Origin of the sequence: Pseudomonas sp. BS3767 (genome assembly GCF_900099665.1) — a bacterium.
GTDB lineage: Bacteria > Pseudomonadota > Gammaproteobacteria > Pseudomonadales > Pseudomonadaceae > Aquipseudomonas > Aquipseudomonas cerasi.
This window is the reverse complement of the sequence record NZ_FNCX01000003.1, coordinates 656,128-672,866: the sequence shown is the minus strand read 5'-3', so window position 1 is coordinate 672,866 and position 16,739 is coordinate 656,128. Positions and strand designations below refer to the sequence as shown.

At 57.5% G+C, this 16,739-nt stretch carries 11 protein-coding genes, 2 tRNA genes and 1 pseudogene; 8 read left to right on the top strand and 6 right to left on the bottom strand.

All coding sequences use genetic code 11. The features are described 5' to 3' along the window. Positions 1-290 precede the first annotated feature (290 nt). Positions 291-635: a ribbon-helix-helix domain-containing protein gene (locus tag BLR16_RS12200; RefSeq protein WP_074805450.1), complete on the bottom strand. Its 345-nt coding sequence runs from the start codon at positions 633-635 to the stop codon at positions 291-293. Positions 636-957: 322 nt separating this feature from the next. Beyond that, complete coding sequence (locus BLR16_RS12195) at positions 958-1,431, bottom strand: Dps family protein (protein ID WP_003314356.1); 474 nt, start codon at positions 1,429-1,431, stop codon at positions 958-960. A gap of 469 nt (positions 1,432-1,900) precedes the next feature. Between BLR16_RS12195 and BLR16_RS29100 the strand changes: the two genes are divergently transcribed. Continuing rightward, complete coding sequence (locus BLR16_RS29100) at positions 1,901-2,509, top strand: cold-shock protein (protein ID WP_003364739.1); 609 nt, start codon at positions 1,901-1,903, stop codon at positions 2,507-2,509. Between the two features lie 64 nt (positions 2,510-2,573). On the opposite strand, the gene BLR16_RS12180 is transcribed toward BLR16_RS29100, so the two are convergent. Continuing rightward, on the bottom strand, positions 2,574-2,780 hold the full coding sequence (locus BLR16_RS12180; RefSeq protein ID WP_003364741.1) for a SlyX family protein: 207 nt from the start codon (positions 2,778-2,780) through the stop codon (positions 2,574-2,576). 2 nt (positions 2,781-2,782) lie between these two features. Next, the gene (locus tag BLR16_RS12175; RefSeq protein WP_003433318.1) at positions 2,783-3,208 is read right to left on the bottom strand and encodes an HIT family protein; all 426 of its coding nucleotides are present in this window, start codon (positions 3,206-3,208) and stop codon (positions 2,783-2,785) included. 857 nt (positions 3,209-4,065) lie between these two features. On the opposite strand from BLR16_RS12175, the gene BLR16_RS12165 reads away from it, so the two are divergent. From BLR16_RS12165 to BLR16_RS12155, 3 genes are all read left to right on the top strand, one after another. Further along, a complete protein-coding gene (locus tag BLR16_RS12165) occupies positions 4,066-5,412 on the top strand; it encodes an OprD family porin (RefSeq protein ID WP_003433319.1) in 1,347 nt (448 codons plus the stop codon). Positions 5,413-5,583: 171 nt separating this feature from the next. Further along, entirely contained in the window at positions 5,584-7,299 is a 1,716-nt protein-coding gene (locus BLR16_RS12160) for a proline--tRNA ligase (protein WP_003364749.1), read from the top strand. A 65-nt stretch (positions 7,300-7,364) separates the two neighbouring features. Next, positions 7,365-8,321, top strand: coding sequence for a hypothetical protein (locus tag BLR16_RS12155; protein ID WP_003433321.1), 957 nt, complete (start codon positions 7,365-7,367; stop codon positions 8,319-8,321). A 48-nt stretch (positions 8,322-8,369) separates the two neighbouring features. Here BLR16_RS12155 and dinB read toward each other — a convergent pair whose 3' ends face one another. After that, positions 8,370-9,431 carry a DNA polymerase IV gene (gene dinB, locus BLR16_RS12150; RefSeq protein ID WP_003364753.1) on the bottom strand — a complete coding sequence of 354 codons (1,062 nt, stop codon included), beginning with the start codon at positions 9,429-9,431 and terminating at the stop codon, positions 8,370-8,372. 261 nt (positions 9,432-9,692) lie between these two features. Between dinB and BLR16_RS12145 the strand changes: the two genes are divergently transcribed. The 4 genes and pseudogenes from BLR16_RS12145 (at position 9,693) to BLR16_RS12130 (ending at position 14,471) form a co-directional block, all read left to right on the top strand. Beyond that, a tRNA-Met gene (locus tag BLR16_RS12145) sits at positions 9,693-9,769 on the top strand. A 299-nt stretch (positions 9,770-10,068) separates the two neighbouring features. Then, positions 10,069-10,145, top strand: a tRNA-Met gene (locus BLR16_RS12140). A 374-nt stretch (positions 10,146-10,519) separates the two neighbouring features. After that, positions 10,520-13,137: pseudogene (gene mprF / locus BLR16_RS12135) on the top strand (bifunctional lysylphosphatidylglycerol flippase/synthetase MprF). Beyond that, a complete protein-coding gene (locus tag BLR16_RS12130) occupies positions 13,137-14,471 on the top strand; it encodes a virulence factor family protein (protein WP_060708787.1) in 1,335 nt (444 codons plus the stop codon). Before mprF ends, BLR16_RS12130 begins: the two are co-directional and overlap by 1 nt. An 87-nt stretch (positions 14,472-14,558) precedes the next feature. Here BLR16_RS12130 and BLR16_RS12125 read toward each other — a convergent pair whose 3' ends face one another. Next, positions 14,559-16,454: a potassium transporter Kup gene (locus BLR16_RS12125; protein WP_003364759.1), complete on the bottom strand. Its 1,896-nt coding sequence runs from the start codon at positions 16,452-16,454 to the stop codon at positions 14,559-14,561. Between the last annotated feature and the right edge of the window lie 285 nt (positions 16,455-16,739).

The following is a 16,739-nucleotide window of genomic DNA, read 5'->3' as shown; positions in this document are numbered from 1 at the left end:
TGGTGTTTTCACTTCTCGTAATTCGAATTCGGTGGCGATTTCGCTCCTGGCTTGCGCTCAGTGGTACAAGGCACCGGCACAAGGCTAAAGCCAGCCCTGGCCCACGCAGAGTCACGCCCGCTAGCAAGACGGAGGATTATATAGAGTTAATTGGCACCGTGCAGCCGAACGAACCCATTAACGACCGGATAAGGTTGTGACCACCCCGCGCAGCCGCGCTGTTCACTCGCGCTGCGGGGGACAGCGCAGGCACGCCTGAGCGAGCCCGCAGAAATAAGGATAAAACCAAGCTAGACGTGGGAATTTTCCAGGCAGTCGCCCTTCAAAAGATGCGCCACACAGACAACACGAATCAGGCCACTGAAATTCTTTACCCCCCCGTACCGTAAGTGAACCTCCCGATCAATGTAGGACAATACCGTATTAACGGAGCATTCATTGGAACTGGCGATACCTGAAAGAATGTTCCAGTACACGTTCTCAAGACGCAGGCACGTCGCCAGACCGTTAAGCCGAACGGATTTGGAATGTGGCTGCGCCAGCGTCATATTGAAATCCTCGACAAAAGGATCATGGCGTATTCCCACCTCTCGATGTAACAACTTAAGTTCTCGCTCAGCACTTCGTAACACCATAACCGCCACCTTCGAATCATTGAGTTTTAAACACCAAAAGAAATATTCAAAAACAAATAAATGTCCCGATGTATAAAACATGATTGGCGATTTTATAGCCAGAAGCCCCTACACCTTATCACTGTAGGAGATGGCGACAGGAAATAGCGGAATATCGTTTAACCTTGAAGGGACTATGAAGAAAGCGAGGAGAACTGCAGCGCAGCGCAGCACATTCGGGCCTTGAGCTGCCCGAGTGATTGCGCAATGAAGGCAGGTGACGAGAGGGAGGAACAGTTGAAGAGCGGGACGAGTGGCACTTGAAGCCACCCGCCCCTGGCCGTTACTTCGATTCAAGCATCGAGCGCAACATCCAGGCCGTTTTCTCATGAACCTGCATGCGTTGTGTCAGCAGGTCAGCTGTCGGTTCATCGCTAACCTTATCCAGAAGAGGAAAGATACTACGAGCAGTACGGACAACAGCCTCTTGACCCTGCACCAGACTTTTGATCATATCTTCAGCACTTGGCACGCCTTCTTCTTCTTTGATGGAAGACAGGCGAGCATACGTCGAATAAGTGCCAGGAGCAGGGAAGCCCAACGCACGAATACGCTCGGCAATAGAGTCAACCGCCAGTGCCAGTTCGTTATATTGTTCTTCAAACATCAAATGCAGCGTGCGAAACATCGGCCCGCTGACATTCCAGTGAAAGTTGTGAGTCTTGAGGTAAAGCACATAAGTATCCGACAGCAGATGCGACAGACCGTCCACGATCGACTTGCGATCCTCTTCACTGATACCAATATCGATTGCCATGTTTCATGCCCTTTTAGTGAGGATTGAAAAGCAGTAAAGACCACTACTCTATCAAGAGAACCCGAATGGCGCAGCTTTCCGTTGGTGCGATGCTGCCAGCTGACAGCGACTCGCACCAATGCCACGGCTGTTCCAACGGGGCCGCAGCGGGCACCCGGCGCGGAAAATCCCCGCCAGCCTGGAAGAATCATCAGCAAAATCCGCCAGAGCCCTCTGTTTCGGCCTCTGCAGAGGCACTAAAGGACAGCGTGATGCCAAGGCAGGACAGGCACCTGCACCATTATCGATTGCTGATTTGAGTAGCATCAGGCTTTGCTGTTAAATACACGGCGTGTCGCCAACGAGTTGTCATCCAGCGCTGGCACATAGGCCGGCCCAGCGTCCGTGCATCACGCCTCATCTTGTTCAGAAGCGTACCGGGCGTTACCAGCTATTTCTTGTAATCCTTCTTGCATGTGAGCTTTTTAAAATGTTGAAAATCGTCCACCTGGTAACGGGAGCAGCAGCCCTGTTGCTCTCTTTCATACCCAGCCTGCGTAGTGAAGCGGCATCTCTCTACCTGCAAAATCCTGACGCGATCTGCCTGGCTTTTCTAGGGCTGCTTAACCTGATACTCGCTCCGGTCATTCCTTACTGGAATCGAGGCCCGCGTCATAATCTGCAAAATCTGGTCAGTGCACTGCTTGTCATTGCGGTAATCGTACAAACGCTAACCTTGCTTGTTCCTCTACCAGGCATCGCAGGCCAACCCGCCATTCTGGTGAGCCTGGCTATCGCCATCGTAGCCGTCGCCCTGCACCTGGGTGTCAGCTTTTACAGGTCTTACACCCCTTCGTCCGCGCCGCAAAGCCACGACATGGGAAATCGTGATACCGGCACCGTAAAGTGGTTCAACACGTCCAAGGGTTTCGGCTTCATCTCCCGGGATTCCGGCGACGATATTTTTGTGCATTTTCGCGCCATTCGCGGTGAGGGTCATCGCGTACTGGTCGAAGGGCAACGCGTCGAATTTTCCGTGATGAACCGCGACAAAGGCCTGCAGGCCGAAGATGTCATTGCAGCCCTGCCCCGCCGCTAATTGTTTCAAGCAATAAAAAACCGCGACTTCCTGACGGAAGTCGCGGTTTTTTTATGCCAGCCGATCAATAGTGAGGTGGCGGAGCATCTTCCTCGAAGGTCTCGAACTGGCTGCCCATCTCCTCCTGACGCTTGAGCATCGCCGCCATCTGCAGTTGCAGATGATCCAATTCGCGCCGCTGCTTTACCAGCACGTCATTGAGTGCCTGGATCGTATCGTCCTGAAAGGCCATACGGCTTTCAAGCTCCATGACTCGCTCTTCAAGGCTCATGATTACTCCTCCTCAAATCGGAAATCATTTGTCAGTACCGGCTTCAACTGCCGACGGATTGCCGAGAGCTGTTCGTCGGTATAAGCGATGGCAGCATGCTTGCCCCACACGGGCGCAGGCCAGGCAGCATCGTCACGTTTGCGCACGATGACGTGCATATGCAGCTGGCTCACTACGTTGCCCAAGGCGGCAACATTGATTTTATCCGCATCGAAGAGCTCGTTCAGCACCTTGGCCAGCGCACTCGTCTCCTGCCACAACTGCATCTGGTCTGCTGCACTCAGCTGAAAGACTTCGGTGATGTCTGCGCGGCGCGGCACCAGAATGAACCAGGGGTAGTGGCTGTCGTTGGAGAGCAGTAACCGGCATAGCGGAAAGTCGCCAATCGGCAAGGTGTCTTGTTGAAGACGGGAATCCAGAACGAACACGATAAAAAGCTCCTGATTGCCAGGTGAATGCACCTGCCCTGTCGGTAACAGGGTGCTGCGATAGGCAGTCAGGATACTAGGCTTCGCGTAAGGCTTCACCTGCGCACCAGAATGCATCCACTGCAACGGTCGCCGCACCGATTTGACGCCACTGACTGACGGCGGATCCCGCTGAAAACAGCCTCACCTTGAACCACCGCCTTACAATTGCCTGCCTCGCGTACATGAAAATGAAACATCCATTGCCTCACCATGACCGCCACCCATAGCAATGCTCCAGGTTCAGGCGAATCCGATGGGGAATGCACCAAAATCACACACTGCTGTTGCGTCAGCAACACGGTGGATTCGTTTTCTACTCAATGTAAGCCTATACCGGTAACGTTTTTGGGCGAGAGGGGCAGAAGCCAGCCTTGGCGGAGAAAAGCCAGCGGTATTTTCAAAAAATAAAAATAGTCATTTAAAACAGCTAGATGGAGCAAAAAAGCGATCTTGATTCTGATTTTTCACAAAATTTTTTCATTTTCGGAAACTTTGTGCACGCTTGTTGCTTTATCACCCATATGATCACGACACCCCTGGCGGAAAACAGGGGTGACAGCATCAAGGGAAACAAGGCTTGCGACCCTGAGGGACGCCGTGACGGACCGCACTTTGATCGATCCGACAATGTGCAGAATGCCACTACAGGCTAGCTCGGCTGCGCGTCGTAAAGATTCTGAAAGGATAAAGCTGTAGCTATAGCAACCCAAGTCAGCGTGATATAGATTCCGCCGACAAAAATAGAAAGAGCCGCCCAGATAAAAAAACAGGTGGGACGGCAGAAAAATCTTCTAAAAACCAAAGGAGCAATCACGATGAGAGTGATGAAGTGGAGCGCAATCGCACTGGCCGTTACAGCAGCCAGCGCCCAAATGGCAACAGCCGCACCTTTCGTCAGCGATCAGGCTGATGCCAAGGGCTTTGTGGAAGGCAGCACGCTTGACCTGAAGTTGCGCAACTATTATTTCAACCGCGACAAGAAAAACAACCCTGCTCCAGGCGGCCGCAGCGACAAAGACTGGACCCAGGGCATCTGGGCCAACTTCAGCACCGGCTACACTCAAGGCACCATCGGTGTAGGCGTTGAGGCATTCGGCTACGGGGGCCTCAGGCTTTGGGGTCTCGACAAATACTCAGGCTCTGGAAACTTGGTCACTGACGCCAATGGTGATAACGAGGCTACGCAGGGCAAGCTGGGCGGCGCTGTAAAATTCCGCGTATCGAAGACTGAATTGAAAATCGGTGATATGCAGCCTACCAGTCCAGTATTTGCGGTTGGCGGATCACGCCTGCTACCTCAAACCGCTAGTGGTCTAAGCCTGCAAAGCAGTGAGATTGCAGGTCTTGATCTTGAAGCAGGACACTTCTACTCGGGCACAAGCCAGGATGACACCAGTCACGACGGCAGCATCTGGGCAACTTACGCAAACGGCTTCAACGGCCTGAAAGCCAGCAGCGCAGATTTTGTTGGCGGCAAGTACGCAGTGACCGACGGTTTGGGCGTAGCTTTCTATGCAGCCAAACTCGAAGACATCTGGGATCAGTACTACGGTAACGTGAACTACGCATTGCCTTTGGGGAATGATCAGTCACTGGCTTTCGACGTCAACCTGTACCGCACCCTTGACGAAGGCAGCGCTAAAGCCGGGTCGATTAACAACACCACTTACTCGGCATCGGCAGCCTATTCATTCCTGGCAGCGCATACCATTACCGTTGCGTACCAGAAAGTCGACGGCGATACACCGTTCGACTACATCGGTATAGGCGACAACAATCGTGGCGGCGACTCGATTTTCCTGGCCAACTCCGTTCAGTACTCCGACTTCAACGGTCCAGGCGAGAAATCGTGGCAAGTGCGCTACGACCTGAACATGACGCCTTACGGCGTTCCTGGCCTGAGCTTCATGACCCGCTACCTCAACGGTGACAACATTGATGGCACCAAAGTAGACGCGTCCAGTGCCTATGCCAACATGTATGGAGCCGACGGTAAGCACCACGAAACCAACCTTGAAGCCAAATACGTTGTACAGACTGGCCCAGCCAAAGATCTGTCCTTCCGTATGCGTCAGGCATGGCACCGTGGTAACGATGCCCAGGCAGATGGCGACGTCAACGAGTTCCGCCTGATTGTCGATTACCCGATCTCGATCCTGTAATCACCGCTCAGCACTCGTTAATAGAAGAAGCCCGGCACATGCCGGGCTTTTTCATGCTCCCATCAAAGCGCTCTGACGCCACCTGCAAGCCAGCCCCGCCCTGTACGCGACCGGCACACCGCCGTACAATGCCAGGTCATTTCATGTCTCAGCAACCGACAACGGCCAACCATGCGCACCAGTCAATTTTTGCTCGCCACACAGAAAGAAACCCCTTCCGATGCGGTCGTGGTCAGCCATCAGCTGATGCTGCGCGCCGGCATGATCCGCAAGTTAGCATCCGGTCTTTACACCTGGCTGCCCATGGGCCTGCGCGTGCTGCGCAAGGTCGAAGCCATTGTTCGTGAAGAAATGGACGCCGCAGGCGCACTCGAAATCTTGATGCCCGGCATTCAACCCGCAGAGCTGTGGCAGGAATCCGGACGCTGGGAGCAGTATGGCCCGGAGCTGATGCGTCTGGTCGACCGCCACAACCGTGAGTTCTGCCTGGGCCCGACCCACGAAGAAGTCATCACCGATCTGGCACGCAATGAGCTCAACAGCTATAAACAGCTGCCAATCAATCTGTACCAGATCCAGACCAAATTCCGTGACGAGATCCGCCCACGCTTCGGCCTGATGCGTGGACGCGAGTTCGTCATGAAAGACGCTTACTCGTTCCACGCCGATCACGAATCGCTGCAGGTCACCTACGATCGCATGCACCTGGCATACAGCAACATCTTCACCCGCCTGGGCCTGAAGTTCCGCCCGGTCGAAGCGGATAACGGCTCGATTGGTGGCGCAGGCTCGCACGAATTCCACGTACTGGCCGAATCCGGCGAAGACGATATCGTGTTCAGCGATGGCTCCGATTACGCAGCCAACATCGAAAAAGCCGAAGCGGTGCCTCGCGAAAAGACTCGTCCGGCCGCTACTGAAGAATTGCGTCTGATCGACACTCCAAACGCCAAAACCATCGCCCAACTGGTCGAGGGTTTCGGTCTGCCCATCGAGAAAACCGTCAAGACTCTGGTGGTCCATGCGGCCGAAGAAGGCAAGCTGATCGCCCTGATCATCCGCGGCGATCACGAGCTCAATGAAATCAAGGCCAGCCAGCTGGAACAGGTCGCCAGCCCGCTGGTCATGGCGTCCGAAGCCGAACTGCGCGACGCCATCGGCGCAGGCGCGGGCTCGCTGGGCCCATTGAACCTGCCACTGCCGTGCATCATCGACCGCTCTGTCGAGCTGATGAGCGACTTCAGCGTGGGTGCCAACATCGACGACAAGCACTACTTCGGCGTCAACTGGGAGCGCGATCTGCCGGTGCCGACCGTCGCCGACCTGCGTAACGTGGTTGCGGGCGATCCAAGCCCGGATGGCAAAGGCACGCTGGAAATCAAGCGCGGCATCGAGGTGGGTCACATCTTCCAGCTGGGCACCAAGTACAGCGAAGCGATGAAGTGCCAGGTGCTGGGTGAGAACGGCAAGCCAGTCAATCTGGCGATGGGTTGCTACGGCATCGGTGTTTCCCGGGTGGTGGCGGCTGCCATCGAACAGAACAGCGACGAAAACGGCATCATCTGGAACGACACCCTCGCACCGTTCCAGATTGCGCTGGTTCCGCTGCGCTACGAGACAGACGCCGTTCGTGAAGCGACGGACAAACTGTACGCCGACCTGACGGCTGCCGGTTTTGAAGTATTGCTCGACGACCGCGACAAGAAGACCAGCCCAGGCATCAAGTTCGCCGACATGGAACTGATCGGTATCCCGCACCGCATCGTGGTGAGCGACCGAGGCCTGGCCGAAGGCAATCTGGAATACAAGAGCCGTACCGAATCGCAACCGCAAGCCATTGCAGTCGCGGACGTGCTGTCGTTCATCCAGGGCAAAGTGAACCGCTGAGTCAAAAGGCGCACCTGCTCGCAGGTGCGCCGCTCTTCACTCGCCCAATCCGCATCAGAGATCCCATGCTCAAACGAAGCACCTTAAGCCTCGGCAGCGCCGTTCTGTGCGGCTCATTTCTCGTCGGCGGCTGTGCCAACCAGCTCTCTCAGCGCAGCGAGCACGAGGAGCGAGTCGAACGCAAACTGCTCGAACATACCCTGCAAGTCGATATCGGCGAACCCAAGACACTGGAGTTGCCGCAACGCCGCGTGCGGATTCACGAGCACAAATCGTTCGAGGTCACCGACTTTGAAGTCACTCGACACTATGACCGCTACACGCCTTACCAACCGTGGCGGGAGGTCTACGAGATCCCGCTCGGCGCGATAGCGGTTGTCGCAGGTGTCGGGGCCAACGTGGTCAACGTGTTTGCGCTGGGCAATTTGCCGGAAAGCATGACCAAGGACTGGATTCACTATGGCGTGGCAGGTCTGAACCCCTTCATGAATGCCCCGTCCCACGGTCGCGCCGAGCAGAATCTGGCGAGCATCGACGAGGTTCAGAAGGACAAGCGGATCGAGAACTCCACCCTGCCCTGGAATGAACGCCCGGTGATGGTCAAGGCTGGCAATGAAACTCACGAAATGAGCACTGACCGCAACGGCATCCTGCGCCTGAACCTGCTGGACAGCCCGTTTGCGGAACAGGACCTGAGCCGCATCACACGCATCTATATCAATGTCGAAGACGATCAGGACAGCGCGCACGCGAACGCCAGTTTGCCAATCAGCCATTCGCTACGCGGCAAGTTGCTGGAGGCGCACGCCCTGATCTACGACGACCTGGAAGATGACGAGGTCAGCCAGTGGGTGCATCGCGTCAAACGTCTTTCTGACATGGGGCTGGAAGAAGAAGCCAGCGAGCTGGAACAGAGCCTGATCGAACTGACGCGCAACGATCCGCAGTTGCAGGGTGAGTTTCTCAAGTCTCTCGCCAGAGACGCTGGCCGTCTGGTCGCCGTTCCTGCCCAGAGCCAGTAGCAAGAGCCCGTAACATGAAAGGCCGCGGCGTATAACCGCGGCCAGTCATTATCGAGAGAACAATTCCAGTTGCTCATGGGCTGCACGCAGATCGTGCAAACGTACGCCTATGCCCAGCAAGCGGACCGGCTTGCCACCACGGGCGAACGCCTGAGCCAGCAACTGTTCATAGCTGCCCAGATCCCTGCCGGCTCCGGACTGCTCCAGAGTCGTCTGCGTAAAGTCGTGAAACTTCACTTTGACGAACGGCTTGCCGGGCCGGTACTGCCCTTCCATTCTGGCCATGCGGCCACTCAACGTTTCCAGCAGGTCCGGCAGCTTTTCCAGGCAGGCCGCCAGATCGGGCAGATCCGTGTCGTAGGTATTTTCAACGCTGACTGACTGACGTCGGCTGTCATTCTGCACGGGGCGGTCATCGATCCCGTGCGCCAGACTCCAGAGGCGCTCGCCAAAGCTGCCGAATTCCCGGACCAGCGCGAGCTTGCTGCGGCTTCGCAGGTCGGCGCAGTCGACGATACCCAGCCGGCCGAGCTTGTCTGCGGTGACTTTTCCGACGCCGTGAAGCTTGGTGACCGGCAAGGAAGCGACGAAATCCTCGACCTGATCCGGTGTGATGACGAACAACCCGTTGGGCTTTTTCCAGTCGCTGGCGATCTTGGCGAGAAACTTGTTGGGCGCAACGCCCGCCGACACGGTGATGTGCAACTGATTCGAGACCCTGCGACGGATGTCCTGCGCGATGCGCGTGGCACTGCCGGAAAAATGCCCGGCCTCGGACACATCCAGAAAGGCCTCATCCAGAGACAACGGCTCTATAAGGTCGGTGTAATCGCGAAAGATCGTGTGGATTTCCCGCGATGCTTCTTTATAAGCATCCATGCGCGGCTTGACGATGGTCAGGTCCGGGCAGAGTTTGAGCGCATGCCGGGACGACATGGCCGAACGCACCCCATAGGCGCGCGCCTCGTAATTACAGGTCGCAATCACCCCGCGCCGCTCCGCAGAGCCGCCTACCGCCAGCGGCTTGCCAGCGAGGTCGGGCTCGTCACGCATTTCAATGGCTGCATAAAAGCAGTCACAGTCGATGTGGATGATTTTGCGCTGCGTCATGACCTGATGGGATTTTGCAATCAATGGCCGCGCAGTATCTCATTCGTACCGCCAAGTAACATCCAATGATGCGAAAGGCCGCCATGAAAAGTAGTCAAAAGCCCATCACGCATGACCGAAAAAGCCGCAAAGCCCCGTCATGCAAGCGCCGATGCCGTGCAGACCGATCATTTGGATCCGCTAAGCATTTGAAGAAAAAGCACTTTTTTAAAACTAACCATTGACACCTCGCCATCTCTCTGTAGAATGCCGCCACACAGACGCGGGATGGAGCAGTCTGGTAGCTCGTCGGGCTCATAACCCGAAGGTCGTCGGTTCAAATCCGGCTCCCGCAACCAAACATCAAGAAAGGCTACTCGAAAGAGTGGCCTTTTTTGTGCGCGCCTGAAAAGCCCCCTTCCAAGGCCTGGACATGGACCATGCCTCGCGCAGATATAGATCGCTCCCGGCGACCTGCAGTAAATCCTGACCAAAGGCCTTACGCTTTCCTGATAATGCCCCACGCAAGCGCGCAGTCATGAAAACTGCGCATCCGAACCCAATCGTGCAAAATCTGCACAATCTGCTACTCATTTGCAGGCTTTCCGGATTAAGGGTTGACACGTCGGCGTTCGGCTGTAGAATGCCGCCACACAGACGCGGGATGGAGCAGTCTGGTAGCTCGTCGGGCTCATAACCCGAAGGTCGTCGGTTCAAATCCGGCTCCCGCAACCAAACATCAAGAAAGGCTACTCGAAAGAGTGGCCTTTTTTGTTTCCGGTAAAAAAGCAGTGCGGGCAACGGCTAACTGTCTGACAAAAAAGACTATTTCCAAAGCCCTTTGAAACCCTATCATCACATCTGTAACGTAATGCGTGCATTTACGACAGTTTTTGCGTGCGCTGCCGATAGGTGTTACTAAGCTGAATCACGACTGAACCGTAGCTGAACAGCATCACCCGGCTCGATTCGCTATTCGCTCGTTAGACGTTGACGCGCTAACATCCTGAAATATTTTCTGCGTAGGGATTGGTAACTTGGCTGCATACCTCCATCCTGTCGCGCACGATCCAAGGAGTGATTGATGCGCGACAACATGTCCGATTCCAATGAAACCATTGATGCAGAGCAACCCGTCAGCCCACCGCGCCATAACTGGCGGGAGCTGCTGAGCAAATACCGACAGCCCATCGGGCTGGCAGTGATGCTGCTGTTGTTCAGCCTGGCCCTTATAGCCTGCCGCCACATGCTGGTCGAAATGGACTGGTATGCGCTGCACGACTCGCTGTTCGCAGTCCCCCTGCCCGCCCTGGGCGGTGCGCTGCTCGCGGCAATCGTCGGCTATATCATCCTGATGGGCTATGAACTGTCGGCCAGTCGCTATGCCAATGTCGACCTGCCCATCAAGACGCTGCTTCTCGGCGGCTTCACCTCATTTGCCATCGGCAATGCGGTCGGCCTGTCGATGCTGTCCGGTGGCTCGGTGCGCTACAGGCTTTATTCACGCCACGGCGTAGGCGCAATCGAAATTGCCCGCATGACCGTGTTCGCCAGCCTGTCACTGGGTTGTGCGCTGCCGCCGCTGGCTGCACTGGCCACGTTGAGCAACCTGTCAGGCGCGTCACTGGCACTCAAGCTTCCCGTCGACGTGCTGGCTGTCGTCGCCACAGCAGTTTTGATCGGCAGCCTGCTGCTGGCGGTGTTCGTCTACCGTCGCCGCCTGCCGGAACAGGACATCCCGCACAATATTCTGGTTCGTCTCGGTCGCCGTACCTTGCGCCTGCCGGATTTGAAGCTGACGCTGATCCAGCTGGTGATCACCGCGCTGGATGTCGCCGCCGCAGCGATGGTCCTGTACCTCCTGCTGCCGCACGCGCCGCCGCTGGGTGCATTCATCCTTATCTATCTGCTGGCCCTCGCTGCTGGCGTACTCAGCCATGTGCCTGGCGGCGTCGGTGTGTTCGAAGCGATTCTGCTCGCAGCCTTTGCCAACGAACTGGGTGCCGCCCCGCTCGCCGCTGCGCTGCTGCTGTACCGCCTGATCTACGTGATCCTGCCGCTGCTGCTGGCCTGTCTTACCCTGCTGTTTACCGAAGCCCAACGTCTGCTGCCGACCCGGCAGGCCATGCGCGTCGCCTCAGGGCTGGCGGCACCGATTCTGGCACTACTGGTTTTCTTGTCGGGGGTGGTGCTGCTCTTCTCTGGTGCCACCCCTGAAATCGATACCCGTCTGGAAAACGTCGGCTTCATGATCCCGCATCGACTGATCGATGCATCGCACTTCGGGGCCAGTCTTGTCGGCGTACTGTGCCTGTTGCTTGCCCAGGGCCTGCGTCGGCGACTGTCGGCCGCATGGATGCTGACTTCTATTTTGTTGCTGGTCGGTGCAGTGCTGTCGATACTCAAAGGCTTCGACTGGGAAGAAGCCAGCATGCTGCTGCTGACCGCCTGCCTGCTGCTGACCTTCCGCCGTTCGTTCTACCGTCCAAGCCGCCTGCTGGAGCTGCCGTTCTCGCCGGTCTACCTGATTGCCAGCATTTGTGTGGTCGGTGCCTCGATCTGGCTGCTGCTGTTCGCCTATCAGGACGTGCCCTACAGTCACCAGTTGTGGTGGCAGTTCACCCTCGATGCAGACGCGCCGCGCGGCCTGCGTTCGGCGCTGGGCAGCGCAGTACTGCTGGTGGTGGTTTCGCTGACCTGGTTGCTGCGTACTGCCAGGCCAGTCATCAAGCTGCCCGACGCAGCAGATCTGGACAAGGCGGCCGAGATCCTCAAGGCATCCAAACAGCCGGATGGCGGCCTGGTGCTGACCGGCGACAAGGCGATCCTGTTTCATCCGGCCGGCAATGCATTCCTGATGTACTCGCATCGCGGCCGCAGTCTGGTGGCGCTTTACGATCCGATCGGCCCTACACAGCAGCGTGCCGAGCTGATCTGGCAATTCCGCGATCTGTGCGACGTGCACCATGCACGTCCGGTGTTCTACCAGGTACGTGCAGAAAACCTGCCGTTCTACATGGACATCGGTCTCACCGCCATCAAGCTGGGTGAAGAAGCGCGCGTCGACCTGCGGCGCTTCGACATCGACGCCAAGGGCAAGGAGATGAAGGACCTGCGTTACACCTGGAACCGGGGTGGTCGCGATGGTCTTTCGCTGGAAATCTACGAACCGGGCCAGGCGCCGATCGACGAGCTGAAAGTGATTTCCGACGCCTGGCTGACGGGCAAGAATGTCCGTGAAAAAGGCTTCTCCCTGGGCCGCTTCAGCACCGAGTACCTGAAGTACTTCCGCATTGCCATCGTGCACTTCCAGGGCAAGCCGGTCGCGTTCTCCAACCTGCTGGAAACCACCAGCCCGGAACTGGCCAGCCTTGACCTGATGCGCTCTCACCCGGATGCGCCCAAGCTGACCATGGAGTTCATGATGGTCGGCCTGATTCTGCATTACAAAGCCCAGGGCTACGCGCGCTTCAGCCTGGGCATGGTGCCTTTGTCGGGTCTGCAGCCACGACGCGGTGCACCCATCACCCAGCGTCTGGGTTCGATGATCTTCCGCCGTGGCGAACAGCTGTACAACTTCCAGGGGCTGCGTCGCTTCAAGGACAAGTTCCAGCCTGACTGGGAACCTCGTTATATGGCCGTGCCTGCCGGACTTGATCCGCTCGTGGCACTGGCTGACACCGCCGCCCTGATTGCGGGCGGCCTGACTGGATTGGTGAAACGCTGATGATTCGACGCTCCTGGCGCCTTTTGCTCGCAGCTCTGGTAATTGTTCTTTTAATCGTAGCGCTGGGAGTCTGGGTCTGGACCCGCCCCGCCCCGCCCGCATCACTGGAACACTCGAACCTTGACGGTGGCGCGCCGCTGACCAGCGTAACACCGGCCACCAGCATCAAGACCCGTATCGCACTGGCCGTTACCGCTGAAGACATGTTGACCGACAAGCAATTGCTGGCGATCAGTAAGGATGCGTCAGCACGCATCATTCAGGTGGTGTTGCCCAAGGACGACTGCGTCTTGCAGCAGAAGACCTTCCAGGACGCTCTGGCGAAGCTCGACGGCCCGGCAAAGGTCGTCGGTGGCATAGGCCCTGGTGCAACGCTGGCCTGGCGCTGGCTGGCCGGACAGACCGATGACAAGGCGCAGGCCATTTCCGTAGGTTTTGCGCTTGAACATGCCTCGAACCCGCCGCCTGTTGTGGAAGAGGATGAAAAGCCACCACAGATCTGTGACGTGCCACTGCCACAAAAGGCTGAGCACGGGCACTGGCTGGCCGCCTGGAATGACGCGCCGGATGATCCGAGCGCAGCGTTCGTGCGCGACCAGACCAACGCCGACACCAGCATCAGCGACTACGACATTCCGCTGCCTCAGGTGCTCAATACCGAACTTCGTCATCTGCTACTCGGCGAGAATGACAGCGGCGGACTGGGCATACCAACGGTCGAAGTCCCGGCCAGCCAGCCTTCTGACACGGTGACGCTGTTCATGTCCGGTGACGGCGGATGGCGCGACCTGGACAAGGTCGTGGCTGGCGACATGGCCAAGATGGGCTACCCGGTGGTCGGCATCGATGTGCTGCGCTACTACTGGGAACACAAGACGCCGGAACAGACCGCCGTCGACCTCACCGACCTGATGAACCACTACCGTCAGAAATGGGGCACCAAGCGCTTCATTCTGGCTGGCTACTCGTTCGGTGCGGACGTTATGCCAGCCATCTACAATCGCCTGGCCGTAGACGATCAGAACCGGGTTGACGCAATCATTCTGCTGGCCTTCGCGCGCACTGGCAGCTTCGAGATTCACGTTGACGGCTGGCTCGGTAACGCAGGCAAGGAAGCCACCACCGGACAGGAAATGGCCAAGCTGCCAGCCGCCAAAGTGTTCTGCGTTTACGGCGTAGAAGAGAAGAAAGACAGCGGTTGCACCGACACCACCGCCGTTGGCGAAGCGGTTCAGTTACCAGGCGGTCATCACTTCGATGAAGACTACCCGGCACTGGCCAAACGTCTGATCGACGCGATCAACAAGCGTCAGGGCAAGACTACCGCTCAGTAACGCTGCAGCCTGCGACCCAAAAAAATCCCGGCACCGTGAGGTTGCCGGGATTTTTTTATCTGCGCTGCCGGACAACCCGGCCAACGTTTACATCTCCACTTGCGTACCCAGCTCGATCACCCGGTTGAACGGCAGCTTGAAGAAGCGCAGGTTGCCGTTGGCGTTCTTGAGCATGAAGGCGAACAACGCTTCACGCCAACGCGCCATGCCATCCATCTTGGACGGGATCACCGTCTCGCGGCTGAGGAAGTACGTGGTGCGCATCGGACTGAAGTCCAGCTCCGGCAAGTGACACAGGGCCAGTGCAGCCGGTACATCGGGCTCATCGATAAAGCCGAAGTGCAGGATCACCCGATAGAAGCCTTCGCCATAGCACTCCACTTCGAAACGCTGAGCGGACGGTACACGCGGCGAATCTTCATACACCACCGTCAACAGCACCACTTGCTCGTGCAACACCTGGTTGTGCAGCATATTGTGCAACAGCGCATGGGGCACGGCATCCGAACGCGCCGTCAGGAACACTGCCGTGCCCTGCACCCGATGCGGCGGCTGGACGCGAATACTGCCGATGAAGATCGGCAATGGCAGGCCGCCCTCGTCGATTCGCTCCGCGAGCAATTGCTTGCCGCGCTTCCAGGTGGTCATGAGAATAAACAGCACCGCACCCGCCAGCACCGGGAAGGCCCCGCCCTGGAAGATCTTCGGCACGTTGGCCGCGAAGAACAGACCGTCCACCAGCAGCAGGCAGATCAGCAATGGAACCGCCAGCAATGGCGGCCATTTCCAGAGCATCAGCATGACCGTCGACACCAGAATGGTGGTGCAGAGCATGGTCCCGGTCACCGCCACGCCGTAGGCAGACGCCAGCGCGCCAGACGATTCGAAGCCGATCACCAGCAGAATCACGCCCGCCATCAGCGCCCAGTTGACGGCACCGATGTAGATCTGGCCTTGCGCGTCGCTGGAGGTGTGCTGGATGTGCATGCGTGGAATGTAGCCCAGCTGGATCGCCTGCAGCGTCATCGAGAACGCGCCGGAGATCACCGCTTGCGAGGCAATGATGGTCGCCATCGTCGACAGGCCGATCAGTGGCAGCAGCGCCCAGCCCGGCGCCAGCAGGTAGAACGGGTTACGAACCGTTTCAGGATTGCCCAGCACCAGCGCACCCTGACCGAAATAGTTGAGCAGCAACGCAGGCAGCACGAGGATGAACCAGGCACGTGAAATCGGCTTGCGGCCAAAGTGCCCCATGTCGGCATACAGCGCCTCGGCCCCCGTCAGGGCGAGCACCACAGCACCCAGAATGGCCACACCAATGCCCGGATGGATGATGAAGAAATTCACACCCCATGCCGGATTGACCGCTTTCAGCACTTCCGGCGACTGCATGATGCCATAGACACCCAGCGCACCGAGCACCAGGAACCAGGTCACCATCACCGGGCCGAACAGCACGCCGATGCGCGCGGTGCCATGACGCTGAATCAGAAACAGGCCCACCAGCACCACCAGCGCCATAGGCACGATCCAGTGATCGAGGCCATCGAACGCCAGTTCAAGCCCTTCCATCGCCGACAACACCGAAACTGCCGGGGTGATCATGCTGTCACCGTAGAACAATGCGGCGCCGAACAGTCCGAACACCACCATCATCATTTGCAGGCGGGGATGCTTGGCCGACGCACGCCGCGCCAGGGCCATCAGCGCCATGATGCCGCCCTCGCCCTGGTTATCGGCACGCAGGACGAACGCCATGTATTTGAAGGAAACCACCCAGATCAGCGACCAGAAGATCAGCGACAGTACCCCGAGAATCGCATCATGGGTCACTTCCACGCCGTACCCCCCCTGAAACACCTCCTTGAGGGTGTACAGCGGACTGGTGCCGATGTCGCCGTAAACCACCCCGACTGCGGCGATCAGCAGTCCGATGGGCTTGGCAGCGCCTCCGGCCTCCGCATGACTGTTTGCTTGACTCATCCACTACTCCCGGAAACCAGACATGAGGTTCAACACTGAGAACATCACAAGGCGTAACAATTCAGATTCAGCCAGACATTGACATGCCTCGGCGCGATGGCGCGAAGCATAACGCAGCACTCGTCGTAATTCTTGGTGAAACGCAGATGGTTATATCGATCCGGCCTGCCACCACGCCTTGATCACGGCCCCTTGAAGCAGTTTTTCGAAGCAACATTTCTCATGGAACGACAAAAATATCGGCCGGTCATTACTTAAGCCTGCCGCATCAGGGGTCTTCAAGAA

Coding starts and splice junctions, on each gene's coding strand:
- BLR16_RS12180 (WP_003364741.1), bottom strand. CDS start 2,780: ATGAGCCTTGAAGAGCGAGTCATGGAGCTTGAAAGCCGTATGGCCTTT.
- dinB (WP_003364753.1), bottom strand. CDS start 9,431: ATGACGCAGCGCAAAATCATCCACATCGACTGTGACTGCTTTTATGCA.
- BLR16_RS12155 (WP_003433321.1), top strand. CDS start 7,365: ATGCTCAAACGAAGCACCTTAAGCCTCGGCAGCGCCGTTCTGTGCGGC.
- BLR16_RS29100 (WP_003364739.1), top strand. CDS start 1,901: ATGTTGAAAATCGTCCACCTGGTAACGGGAGCAGCAGCCCTGTTGCTC.
- BLR16_RS12165 (WP_003433319.1), top strand. CDS start 4,066: ATGAGAGTGATGAAGTGGAGCGCAATCGCACTGGCCGTTACAGCAGCC.
- BLR16_RS12200 (WP_074805450.1), bottom strand. CDS start 635: ATGGTGTTACGAAGTGCTGAGCGAGAACTTAAGTTGTTACATCGAGAG.
- BLR16_RS12195 (WP_003314356.1), bottom strand. CDS start 1,431: ATGGCAATCGATATTGGTATCAGTGAAGAGGATCGCAAGTCGATCGTG.
- BLR16_RS12125 (WP_003364759.1), bottom strand. CDS start 16,454: ATGAGTCAAGCAAACAGTCATGCGGAGGCCGGAGGCGCTGCCAAGCCC.
- BLR16_RS12130 (WP_060708787.1), top strand. CDS start 13,137: ATGATTCGACGCTCCTGGCGCCTTTTGCTCGCAGCTCTGGTAATTGTT.
- BLR16_RS12160 (WP_003364749.1), top strand. CDS start 5,584: ATGCGCACCAGTCAATTTTTGCTCGCCACACAGAAAGAAACCCCTTCC.